Here is a 10,484-nt window from a genome sequence, read left to right as displayed (position 1 = left end):
GAAATAGCTTAATCATTTTACTGAGTTACTGGCAGGTGTATTTTGCTAGACGCTTACGTTCAAACTAAACTCTAAGAGCTTATTAGATTTATCGTAAAACAAAAAAAGCCCAGCAGTGCTGGGCTTAAGGTCACTTTAGGAGTAGTTAATTAAATGACACTGTAATGATGTTAGAACATACATTTTCAGTTACACATAATTGGTAATCGTACGATGGTAATGTAGCACCACGTACGTAGTCGCGGTAACGACCGTTGTCTGATGTAGTATCAACCAGCTCACCGTATATAAAATATTTTTGCTTAAACCGACATTAAATGTATCCAATTAGCATAATTACTTAGCCATAGGTAATAAAACCGATATATAACGCTGAGCCCAATTTGCCAATTCTACACGGTTGCGCGAATTGGTTTTTTTAAAGGCACTGTACAAATGCGTTTTAACGGTGTGGTCACTTATATTAAGCTTATCGGCAATAGCGTTATTGCTCGCCCCTTGGGCAATTAAATGAATAACCGATTTTTCTCGCTTCGTTAAATGTGCGTAATCGTCTTGCTTAATCTCTATATTATCGCTTAAGTTATTAAATGAAGCTGCAACAGCCAGTAAATCGTTAAATGCTTGAGAAATGACCTTACGAGTAAACCAAAGCTCTCCGGCACTTACCCTTACCAATCCTTTAAAAATATCTTCAGGCTCGTCTGATTTATAAAACACACCATTTATATGATTTAGTAATAAGTTTTTTTCACAAACACTTTCTTTATCTACATTAAAAACAACAATGCTGTATTGCTTAGCTAAGCATATTAGATCTGCTGGAATTAAGTCGTGCCAATTATTATTAGCACCATCAATTAAAAACAAATTATAATGACCGCGTTGCTCTGCTTTAGGCAAAGTATCATCCATTTTGATATTGCCAAAAAGCGCCTGGATAGTTTTTAAAATAGCTGTGTAGCTTTCAGTGTGAAAAGATGATTGGAATGTGGTTTTTACAAAAATGGCCTGCTGCAGTGACATAAATCTCATCCTTGAAATGTTTATGATACGTTAGCTAAATTATATACAATTTACAATGCGATTTTTGTATGAAATATGGCACTACGAATACTCATACTATTTAGAGGAATTTCTTATATTGCATAGTGTTACAAAAATATAATCGTTAAAACCTGTATGAGTTACTGCTCTGATCAGTGAGTTCAAGAAACATGCAAGTATCTTAATTCTACAAATAGCGCTATTCTCATATATTAAATGGCTGCATCAAAACATCACTGGGTTACACCTGTTACTTTACATTCGCTTTGAATTTATTTAATGCCTCTACCGAAAAGCCCCTATCGTAAAAATATAAAATTTTACCTTGGCTATCTATTAAAATAACGCGTGTATTGTTGGGGTTTTGATTACCTGTAAATTTTTGCACAGTTTCACCATCTTCATAAATAGTGATTACCCCACCCCATAACTCTTTTGGAATGCCCTTACGCATACCGCTGTCTATAAATGTACTAAACATTCGCGGAGCCATGCCTGCTATGGTGGGCAGTTCGTAAGTTGGCAATGTAACCCCTGTCATGTCTAAGCCAATTAACCAACGGTCTATGTCAAATTGGCTGTCTTGTTTATAGCCAATGAGTAACAAGGTTTTACCGGTTTTAAAATCACTTGGTATAGTTACGATTTTTTCATCTAGGCTTTGGCCGCTAATGGTTGGAAACTGCTTACCTAAAATTTGCTGGTTTGGGTATTGGGCTGAGCATGCGCTAAGCATTAACACCATAAATGCGCTGGTTATTATTTTAATCATTTTTAAACCTTACACTGTTATAAATACCCTACTGATACGTGCGTGAGGTAAAACACGTTTAAATTGTTTGTAATTTTAAATACGCTTTAAACTCACTAAGCGCCATGGGTTTGGCGTATTTCCAGCCTTGGCCGTAATGTACGCCAGCTTGTTTTAGTATGGCTTCTTGCTCATTTGTTTCTATGCCCTCTGCTACACAGGTGTAATTAAATTTACGTACCAAGGCCATTATATTAGGGATCATCGATGCCTTTAAGCCTTGTGTGGTTATGTCTTGCACAAAGGTGCGGTCAATTTTAAGTTGATGAAAGCTCAAGTTTTGTAGATTTTTTAAGTTAGAATAACCCGTACCAAAATCATCTATCGATAAATTAAAACCCGCCTCAACCAAGCTTTTAAAATGAGTATGGGCAACTGTTGAGTCTAAATATTCGTCTTCTGTTATTTCTAGGCAAATAATAAAGCGCGAATCAGTAAGTGCCGGTATGTCTTTTAAAAGCGCAATGTTGCCTGTTTCTACATCGTAAGGAAAAATATTAATAGAAACTTTAAAGTTACGTGGCAACTCCTCAACGGTAGTTAGCTCATAAAGTACTTTTTCAATCATAGCTTGAGTAAAGCGCCACGTTAAATTTGTTTTTCGGATAATAGGGATAAATTGGTCTGGGAACAAAACCCCGTATTTATCTTCAAAACGGGCCAATGCCTCACAACCAACAACTTTACCTGTTTGCAAACAAATAATAGGTTGGTAGGTCCAATAAAATGAGCCTTTTTTTAGCCCCTTGCGCACGCGCGTAATAGTTGAGCGCCTAGCCGCTAAGCTGTAGTCAATTAATAGCCCACTCGATACACCAGCTAACGAAATTAAAATAAGCGAAATAATCAATAAAAATTGATTATCTGCAAAAAATTGGCTCCACGGTAGTTGCGCTGCTGCGCAGTATCCTGGGTTATCGGTACTGCATTTAATAATTGACTCATAAGGTAAAAATGCATTACTTTTTACCTGCTCATAAACCCCTTTAGAGCCTGCTAGATGAAACATGTTATCGCTGTTTTTATAAAGCACTTCCCACTGAGGAGAAACAATCACTTTGTCGTTAAAGGCCCGCGTATCTACAATTAAATTGTAGCTGCCTTGCCTTACAATGATTACTTCCATTGCTCGACCACTAAACAAAAGCAAATACAACTGCGGTTCGTACCTTACTCTTACAGATTTATTATCGTTAGTGTCAGTGCGGATATAATCAGGTGGGTTATCTTTAATAGCCTTGGCTAATTTACCAGCTCCAGTCGTACACACAAGTTCATCATTTATAAAAAAGCCAATATCTATCACGTATTGTGCATCAAACAATGCGCGGCGCATTTCTATTAGTGTATTGTTGTTACATTGTTTAGCGTTCGAGTTATTAAGGCGGGTTAAAATGCTTCTGCGCTCTGTAGCTGCAGCATCAATGTGTTGAACAATATAATTTGAGTCGCGCGCTAACTGACGGCCTAGTTTTTGTGCAGCAAAATAAAGTAATGTACTAGCACATATCGCAAAAACTACGACACCGCTTATTACAGCAATTAACGACCTACGTTGATATTGTTTCATAACACCTTTTAAAGAAGCAGTGTAAGACAGGTGCAATAATAATTGCATATCTGTGCATAAAAGCAATTAAGCTTGTAAAATAATTAAACCACATTACATTTTTAATTTATTGATTTGGTTGCATTATAATTGCAAAACCACTTGGCTTATCAGCTCGCTTAACTGCTTGTGGCCTTGGGAATTTAAATGTATACCGTCACTCCCTAGAGGGGCTTTAAGTTTTGAAATATCAACATAATTAAGCCCATATTCTTGTGCTATACGTTCAAAGAGTGCGTTTAAAGGCAACAACTTTTGTTCGTAATTTAAATAAATACGACTTAACCCAGGCTGAGGATTAATAAATAAAGGACCAATAATAATTATTTGGGGTAAATCTGCAGGCGAGTAAAACTGCTCAATAGAGCTGATTAACTGTGTAACGCTAGTTGCTATATCTGCAGGTGCTAAGTTAAAACGCTTTTTTAAATCGTTAGTACCAAGTGCTATAACAATAATACTCAGCACATGCTGCTCTAAGTAGGGTTTTAAATAGCGAATCCCATTAAGCTCCCCCGTAAAAGGCGGGTTATTCACTAGCGTACGATTTGGCTGTCCTGCCTCTATTACTTTATATTCAGAGCCAAGCTGCTGATTTAAAAGCATTGTCCAACGAGCACTTTCATCATAGCGCTTACCTGTTTCGGGGTTTAAGCCCCACGTATTAGAATCCCCAAAGCAGAGAATTTTTTTTGTTATTTGTGTCATTAAAATGGATTGAGCGTATAGCCTTGTTGTTGTAACTGAGCGTGCGCGGTCATGGCAGAAAGCGACATGTTTACGCCATCAATTAACTGCGCTGGCGTTACTTTAAAGTGAGTAGCAGATTGCCCGCACACATACACTTTAGTGTTCTTAGCAAGTAGCTGTTCAATTAAGGCTTGGTTTTTATTGTTAGCACTAAAGCGTTTTTTATATTCGCTATTAGCTAACACATCAACACTTGCGCTGCCGTGCACAACTAATGCAAGTTGTATGTTTTCAGGCTTTACACCATGCGCTACATGCATATTAATAAAGCGCGCTAACGAATTTATTGCATGATTTTGCTCGCCTTTTTTAGCGCCATCGGCAACATCAAATGCTATTTTAAATACCGTAGAGCTATTAATTTTATCGTGCTTAGGTACATCATAATAATTACCAAACCCTTTAATTGGTTGCTCATTAGCACTAACAAACGAGCTATAAAGCAGTACTAACCCTAATAAATATTTCATAAAACAATCCTGTGTTTTTAATATGATTACTAAACTACCAGAGACAACCAAAAAAGGCTGCAATTTAAGCAACCTTTTGGGTACTTTTATGGCTGTGGTTAATAAACTGCATACCTAAATAGCTAAAGGTATTTTTAAACTGCTCTATAAAACACGCAGGCGCTTCGGTTGATGACGCATTAGAAAGCACAGAAAAATGCTTACTACGCAGCGTTCGTAACTTTGGTTTTAATGCTTCATCGTCCATGTAGTCGGTTATTCTATCAATAAATAACTTCATTTGTACTGTGGTGCTGTACCAATAAACGGGTGAGGCAAACACCCAGTGGTCATACTTTAAAAGCGCTTCAAATACAGCGTAAAAATCATCACTTTTATAGTTTTTGTTATAACAGTACGGCGCTATTTTATAATCATCTAAGCATATTACCCGCACATTATTTTGCTCAGCAAAGCTGTTGACGTGTGCCTGCGTATTACCATTTTTACGTGCGCTTGAGTAAATAATAACAGTGCTACGCTCAAGTTTTAGTTGCATTTAGTTAGCTCCTTTTTTAATGTTGCAAGAAGCTTAAAACCTCAAGTTATATTGAGGTCAAACGGAAATTTAAAATAATGCCAATACAGCAAAAAAAATTAACTGAAGCCAACCTAACCGTAGGTTATGTCGCCAAGCGCAGCGGCGTAAAAGTATCAACCTTGCACTTTTACGAAACAAAAGGGCTAATACGTAGTTGGCGCAATAGCGGCAATCAACGCCGCTACAAAAAAGATGTACTGCGCCGTATAGCGGTAATAAAAGCCGCACAAGCCATGGGAATAACACTTGATGAAATTAAACTCACTCTGGCCACATTACCTGAGCAGCGCACACCCACACAAGAAGACTGGGCAGCCCTTTCAAAGCAATGGCAAGCACAGCTAGATGAGCGCATAGCGTATATGCAGCGTTTGCGCGACCGCGTTGATGGCTGTATTGGTTGTGGGTGCTTATCAATGAGCAAATGCCCTATTTATAACAAAAACGACCACTTAGGCGAAAACCAAAGTGGTGCTGTGCTGTTAAATTCATCCAGTTAGCATTAAAGGAACATTTATCGGCAAGTCGCATTGATAATTAGCTACAATGTAAGTACTCTATTACGTCTAAAAAGGAAGCAATTATAAGGATATAGTGTTGGAACCTACTAACCAAGCCCCACACAATAACAGCTCTAAAAACCCAGCGACCACACAAAAATTGGCACAGGCCTTAAAAACGGTCGATAACAAAGAGCTCAAAAGTACTGGCTTTTGGCTAAATCAGTTTTTTATGGTGATCTCTACTATTTTTGGCGTGTATTTAGCCGCTCAGAGCGGTTTAGAGCAAGCACTTAAATTTGATAATTTTAGCAAAATGGAAGATAACTATTATTTACGTACATCATTGTTTGATGAAGTAACCGATAATGTTAAAAATGTAAGTGAATATGCCGAACTTTTAGCTAAGAGCCCACCAAAATCTGAAATGGAATATTTTAAGCCAACGCTTGAAAAATACATATGGCAAACAATGCAATACTCGCCAACAACGCTTGAAACCCCCAGCGAACTGTTGACCCAAATACGCCGTTTTTATTCTCGTTCAGAGTTTTTAATTAATGCAGCCGTTAGTAGAAAAACCTCAGCTAAGCATGCTGCAAGTGAGCTTAACAAAATAGCAGAACAACTAAAAACAACGACCCTTCCTCAATTAAAAAATAGTGCCGAACAATTAAAAAAAGAGCTAAAGCAAAACGATATTTCAGTCGGCTCATTAAAGGAGTTAACACATGCCAACTAAACGCTGCCCTCATTGTAAAGATCATCCATTAGAAGTAACCCAATATCAAGGTGAAGAAATTGACATATGCCGAGAATGCGGTGGCTTATGGTTTGAAAAAAACGAAGTTAATAGAATGATCAGCGAAATAAATGAAGGGCCAGAAGGTGATAAATTTGAAACACATTTTGGAGAATCTTTAGGTGTCTCTGAACTTGATTGCCCAGATTGCAGTAAAAGTTTAGAGCGTTTTCATCTTCTTGAGGCCTATCATACCGAAATTGATGTATGTAGACATTGTGATGGCACATGGATTGATAGAGACGAGTTGGAAAGCGTAGAAAAAAGCCCCGAATTAAAAAACAGCTTACGTGAGCTTAATCAAAAAGTAAGTTGGAAAACCTATCTTTTTCAATTTTTAACGCAAATGCCAGTTGAATATAATATAAAACCACAAAAAACACCGTGGGTGACCCGCAGCCTTATTGCTTTAAATACACTCATTTTTGCACTGTATTTTTCAAATCCAAATGCCTTTAATTATGTTATTGATAATTTTGCGATGACACCCGCAGATTTAAGCCAAGGCAAAGAGGTATGGAGTGTTTTAACGTGTGTATTTTTACATGGCTCTATTATGCACTTAGTGGGCAATATGTATTTTTTACACATAGTTGGCGATAACCTAGAAGATGTATTAGGCCATAAGCGCTTTTTAATGTGGTATTTAGTGTGCGGATTACTTGCTTCGTTTGCCAGCTTCATTGTAAGCCCTATGTCGTCGATTCCTGGTGTAGGTGCAAGTGGCGCAATTGCTGGTTTATTTGGTATGTACTTAATGTGGTTTAGGCATGCAAGCCTTACTTTTATGTTTGTAATTTACCAAAAAAAGCTTTCTGCGGTGTGGTTTTTCGCGATTTGGTTAGGGTTTAATATTTTTGGTGCAATAACAGGCCCAGATGGAATTGATTATGGCGCACATATTGGTGGGTTTATAGCAGGCTTAATTATTGGTTACTTACTAAAAAACAAAATTTTAGAGGGAAACCCAATAATTCGTTTGCTTAATCAAAGCGAAGCACAGTTAAAACGTTAACAGTTGCTATAAAGCCACTGATAGATAAGCATTAGTGGCTTTATTAAGCTAACTTAATCCCTAGCGTATACAACGCGTATAAACTGTATGAAATTGGCCAGAGTTTTTTATCGGTATATCGTACGTTATGGCCTCTTTTCCTAGTTCGCATTCAAAGTTATTTAATATATCAGACAGCAGTGCTTGCTCTTCTGTAAACTGTATTGTGGCGTACCACAAAATTGAATTTTCATCTTGTTCGTTACCAATATAAATACTCTGTAGTAACGAGCTATTAAAAAACATACTGGAAGGGTTTGAACTACGTATAGTTTTATTATCAAAATAAAAATCCCCATTGCTATCGCTTACCACTTCATCTATGTAGGTATCTCCATAAATAAGCTCTCGGGTAATTTTAACACCCACCTGTGGCTCCCCATTTTTTAATAACCGACCTTTTATTTGCAGTGATAGTGTTACATCGTGTTTATTAAAAAAGCCAAACATATCTGCGCATCCTTGTATCGGGAATAGTAAAAATAAAATAAGCGTTAAAGTAATACCTGCTAATTTTGAAATAACCATAAAAGTCCTTTTGGCGTTTATACTTTTAGCCTAACAGAAAAAGTAGTGACAGTATGCTCACTGCATTTAAAATAATACACAGCCATAACACCACTATAAAACGACGTTTTTGTGATTTATGTCTAAGCCATTGCTGTGCAATGAGTGCACCGGGCCATCCTCCAAATAATGATAGTAATTGCAACGTACGCTCGCTCGTGCGAGTTACTTTTTTATGCGTTGATTGTTTAGCTTGTCGCTTATCCCATGCGTACATTATAAAAGTGATTAAGCTCAGTGCACTTATATAAACGGGTGCATAAATAGGTATGTAAATAGGCAAGTACTGAGATAGATACGCGAGCCAGATTACAGCTAAAAAAAGCAATGAGAAGGTGATTAATGTTTTCTTTATCAATTCATGATCGCCTATACTAAAAAGAGTTAAAGCAAAATAATAAGAGCCAAATTATGACATATTTTAAAGCGCTATTTTTAGTATTATGTTTATACACCTTTAATAGTTACGCCACTGATACACCCACTAACCTTGACAAAGAACTTGCTGTATTTAAGCCTTATTTAGGCACTTGGCAGGCCGATTTTAAAGTGCCTGAAGGTGCAAAGCCTGTACAAGATGTAGGCCGCTGGGAGCGCGCTTTAAATGGTAAAGCAATTCATACTACACACTCTATAAATGAAGGCGAGTATGGTGGTGAATCGATGATTTTTTACGATAGTAAAAAAGACTCTTTGGTTTTTTACTATTTCACTACCGCAGGGTTTTATACAAAGGGTACCATGAAAGTGCTAAGCCCCACCCAATTTGTGGCCTATGAGGAAGTAACGGGCAGTAAAGAAGGTATCACCAAAGTACGCTCAACCAGTGAATTAAAAAACGATAAATTTGTCGTCTCAACATCTTATTTAAAAAAGGGTGAATGGACTAAGCCTGAGCAACGTACTTATACACGCAGTACAAAAACCGTAAAATTTAAATAACTTTGCATTTAAAACACAAAAAGGCAGCCTAGGCTGCCTTTGTTATTTATTAAGTTGGTATTATTTAGCAAACTTTTTAAATGGTTCGTCAACTGGTGTATCAGCAAGGTGGTTTGTGTAATTGCTCATTACTTTTTGCGATAAGCCAACAATAATTTCTAGTAGTTGCTGTTTACCGTAACCTGCTGCAAAAAACTTCTCAATTTGCTCATCACTAATTACGCCGCGATCACGTGTCATTGCAAGTGTGGTTTCACGTAGTGTTTCAAGTTTTGCATCTGCAAGTGGTGTTTTGTTTACTAGAGCATCAACAATATTTTGGTCAACTTTCATTGAAGCGGCAATTGCGCTGTGCGCTGGTACACAGTAATGACACTCATGCTCAACGTTGATTGTTTGCCATACAACTGTTAGCTCTTCTGCGTTAAACGATGTTTTTTGGAATAAGTCGTGCAGTACTTGGTAGCCTTTAAGCAGTGTAGGTGCTTCTGCCATTACTGCGTGAAGGTTAGGCAACATGCCAAATGCGGCTACTGAATCAGCCATTAGCGGCTTTGATTCTTCAGGTGCGTTGTCTTGAGTATATAACGTAAATTCTGCCATGTTCTGCTCCAATAAATTAATGTGTTTGAGTAACTTCGAGACACATACTATTTGATTTTGAGCGACTGTTCAAGTTAAAATTGAGCATATGTTCAAAATAGTTGAGATGAAGATGGCTAACAAAGTTAAATTTGAACGCGAGAATGTCATTCGCGTTGCAAGCCAGTTATTTTGGGAGAAGGGGTTTACAGCTACTTCAACCCGCGATTTACAAGAAGCAATTAATATGCGCCCAGGCAGTATTTATGCGGCGTTTGGCTCTAAAGAAGGCTTATATAGTGAGTCTTTAAAAGACTACACAGTACAAATGAAAAGCCAAATTGACGGGTTTTTAGCAAGTTCTGACACTGTTATAGGTGGTTTGCGTGCGTTTGTAGAAAACGTAATAATTAAAACAAAAGACTGTAGCCCAAGTGCTATTTGTATGTTGGTAAAAGCAAACTGTGAATTTGCAGAAAAAGATGCCTCATTATATGAGCTGAGTTTAGACCTATCGGCAAAGTTTGAAGCCTACTTAACCACCTTGTTTGCTCAAGCTATTAAAAATAATGAGCTGAGTAGTAATCTTACGGCGCTTGAATATGCGCAGTTTTTTCAGGTGCAATTTACTGGGCTACGTGGCTACTTTAACCGCCCAGGGGTTGAGCAATTAGCGCAGCCAATGATTAATCAAATGTTTGCCTTGATCAAAAAGCTATAACTTTTTGCATTACTCACAACTAAAAAGTCTCAACAAAAAAAGCGGCTAA

Annotated in this window: 14 protein-coding genes; 5 read left to right on the top strand and 9 right to left on the bottom strand. The window is 37.4% G+C overall.

Going from position 1 to position 10,484, the window contains the following annotated elements:
- Positions 1-336: 336 nt before the first annotated feature.
- The 6 genes from WDB87_RS04065 to WDB87_RS04040 form a co-directional block, all read right to left on the bottom strand.
- Positions 337-1,026: a LuxR C-terminal-related transcriptional regulator gene (locus WDB87_RS04065; protein ID WP_337849136.1), complete on the bottom strand. Its 690-nt coding sequence runs from the start codon at positions 1,024-1,026 to the stop codon at positions 337-339.
- Between the two features lie 271 nt (positions 1,027-1,297).
- Positions 1,298-1,819, bottom strand: a complete 522-nt coding sequence (locus WDB87_RS04060; RefSeq protein WP_337849135.1) for a hypothetical protein — start codon at positions 1,817-1,819, stop codon at positions 1,298-1,300.
- A 58-nt stretch (positions 1,820-1,877) separates the two neighbouring features.
- Positions 1,878-3,428, bottom strand: coding sequence for an EAL domain-containing protein (locus tag WDB87_RS04055; protein ID WP_337849134.1), 1,551 nt, complete (start codon positions 3,426-3,428; stop codon positions 1,878-1,880).
- A gap of 123 nt (positions 3,429-3,551) precedes the next feature.
- Positions 3,552-4,175 carry a GDSL-type esterase/lipase family protein gene (locus WDB87_RS04050; RefSeq protein WP_337849133.1) on the bottom strand — a complete coding sequence of 208 codons (624 nt, stop codon included), beginning with the start codon at positions 4,173-4,175 and terminating at the stop codon, positions 3,552-3,554.
- Complete coding sequence (locus tag WDB87_RS04045; RefSeq protein WP_286248858.1) at positions 4,175-4,687, bottom strand: DsrE family protein; 513 nt, start codon at positions 4,685-4,687, stop codon at positions 4,175-4,177. The genes WDB87_RS04050 and WDB87_RS04045 overlap by 1 nt, the downstream gene beginning before the upstream one ends.
- 64 nt (positions 4,688-4,751) lie before the next feature.
- Positions 4,752-5,225 (bottom strand): flavodoxin family protein, encoded by a 474-nt coding sequence (locus tag WDB87_RS04040; RefSeq protein ID WP_286248856.1) that lies wholly within the window; start codon positions 5,223-5,225, stop codon positions 4,752-4,754.
- Positions 5,226-5,302: 77 nt separating this feature from the next.
- Here WDB87_RS04040 and soxR point away from each other — a divergent pair, with 77 nt between their 5' ends.
- The 3 genes from soxR (at position 5,303) to WDB87_RS04025 (ending at position 7,584) form a co-directional block, all read left to right on the top strand.
- Positions 5,303-5,767 carry a redox-sensitive transcriptional activator SoxR gene (soxR, locus tag WDB87_RS04035; RefSeq protein ID WP_337849132.1) on the top strand — a complete coding sequence of 155 codons (465 nt, stop codon included), beginning with the start codon at positions 5,303-5,305 and terminating at the stop codon, positions 5,765-5,767.
- Positions 5,768-5,861: 94 nt separating this feature from the next.
- Entirely contained in the window at positions 5,862-6,509 is a 648-nt protein-coding gene (locus tag WDB87_RS04030) for a hypothetical protein (protein WP_337849131.1), read from the top strand.
- Positions 6,499-7,584 carry a rhomboid family intramembrane serine protease gene (locus WDB87_RS04025; protein WP_337849130.1) on the top strand — a complete coding sequence of 362 codons (1,086 nt, stop codon included), beginning with the start codon at positions 6,499-6,501 and terminating at the stop codon, positions 7,582-7,584. Before WDB87_RS04030 ends, WDB87_RS04025 begins: the two co-directional genes overlap by 11 nt.
- A 60-nt stretch (positions 7,585-7,644) precedes the next feature.
- Here the strand turns inward: WDB87_RS04025 and WDB87_RS04020 are convergent, their stop codons facing one another.
- Together WDB87_RS04020 and WDB87_RS04015 are read right to left on the bottom strand one after the other, a co-directional pair.
- Positions 7,645-8,151 carry a DUF6795 domain-containing protein gene (locus WDB87_RS04020; RefSeq protein WP_337849129.1) on the bottom strand — a complete coding sequence of 169 codons (507 nt, stop codon included), beginning with the start codon at positions 8,149-8,151 and terminating at the stop codon, positions 7,645-7,647.
- 25 nt (positions 8,152-8,176) lie between these two features.
- Entirely contained in the window at positions 8,177-8,548 is a 372-nt protein-coding gene (locus WDB87_RS04015) for a DUF1294 domain-containing protein (RefSeq protein WP_337849128.1), read from the bottom strand.
- A gap of 53 nt (positions 8,549-8,601) precedes the next feature.
- Here WDB87_RS04015 and WDB87_RS04010 point away from each other — a divergent pair, with 53 nt between their 5' ends.
- The gene (locus tag WDB87_RS04010; protein WP_337849127.1) at positions 8,602-9,132 is read left to right on the top strand and encodes a hypothetical protein; all 531 of its coding nucleotides are present in this window, start codon (positions 8,602-8,604) and stop codon (positions 9,130-9,132) included.
- A 60-nt stretch (positions 9,133-9,192) separates the two neighbouring features.
- Here WDB87_RS04010 and WDB87_RS04005 read toward each other — a convergent pair whose 3' ends face one another.
- A complete protein-coding gene (locus tag WDB87_RS04005) occupies positions 9,193-9,735 on the bottom strand; it encodes a carboxymuconolactone decarboxylase family protein (RefSeq protein WP_337849126.1) in 543 nt (180 codons plus the stop codon).
- Between the two features lie 112 nt (positions 9,736-9,847).
- Here WDB87_RS04005 and WDB87_RS04000 point away from each other — a divergent pair, with 112 nt between their 5' ends.
- Positions 9,848-10,435 (top strand): TetR/AcrR family transcriptional regulator, encoded by a 588-nt coding sequence (locus tag WDB87_RS04000; RefSeq protein ID WP_337849125.1) that lies wholly within the window; start codon positions 9,848-9,850, stop codon positions 10,433-10,435.
- Positions 10,436-10,484 lie beyond the last annotated feature (49 nt).

It is taken from the genome of Pseudoalteromonas sp. C12FD-1, from assembly GCF_037414265.1.
GTDB lineage: Bacteria > Pseudomonadota > Gammaproteobacteria > Enterobacterales > Alteromonadaceae > Pseudoalteromonas.
Note: the sequence above shows the minus strand (reverse complement) of the source record. Positions and strands in the feature narration are given on the sequence as shown.

Coding starts and splice junctions, on each gene's coding strand:
- WDB87_RS04065 (WP_337849136.1), bottom strand. CDS start 1,026: ATGTCACTGCAGCAGGCCATTTTTGTAAAAACCACATTCCAATCATCT.
- WDB87_RS04060 (WP_337849135.1), bottom strand. CDS start 1,819: ATGATTAAAATAATAACCAGCGCATTTATGGTGTTAATGCTTAGCGCA.
- WDB87_RS04055 (WP_337849134.1), bottom strand. CDS start 3,428: ATGAAACAATATCAACGTAGGTCGTTAATTGCTGTAATAAGCGGTGTC.
- WDB87_RS04050 (WP_337849133.1), bottom strand. CDS start 4,175: ATGACACAAATAACAAAAAAAATTCTCTGCTTTGGGGATTCTAATACG.
- WDB87_RS04045 (WP_286248858.1), bottom strand. CDS start 4,687: ATGAAATATTTATTAGGGTTAGTACTGCTTTATAGCTCGTTTGTTAGT.
- WDB87_RS04040 (WP_286248856.1), bottom strand. CDS start 5,225: ATGCAACTAAAACTTGAGCGTAGCACTGTTATTATTTACTCAAGCGCA.
- soxR (WP_337849132.1), top strand. CDS start 5,303: ATGCCAATACAGCAAAAAAAATTAACTGAAGCCAACCTAACCGTAGGT.
- WDB87_RS04025 (WP_337849130.1), top strand. CDS start 6,499: ATGCCAACTAAACGCTGCCCTCATTGTAAAGATCATCCATTAGAAGTA.
- WDB87_RS04020 (WP_337849129.1), bottom strand. CDS start 8,151: ATGGTTATTTCAAAATTAGCAGGTATTACTTTAACGCTTATTTTATTT.
- WDB87_RS04010 (WP_337849127.1), top strand. CDS start 8,602: ATGACATATTTTAAAGCGCTATTTTTAGTATTATGTTTATACACCTTT.
- WDB87_RS04005 (WP_337849126.1), bottom strand. CDS start 9,735: ATGGCAGAATTTACGTTATATACTCAAGACAACGCACCTGAAGAATCA.
- WDB87_RS04000 (WP_337849125.1), top strand. CDS start 9,848: ATGGCTAACAAAGTTAAATTTGAACGCGAGAATGTCATTCGCGTTGCA.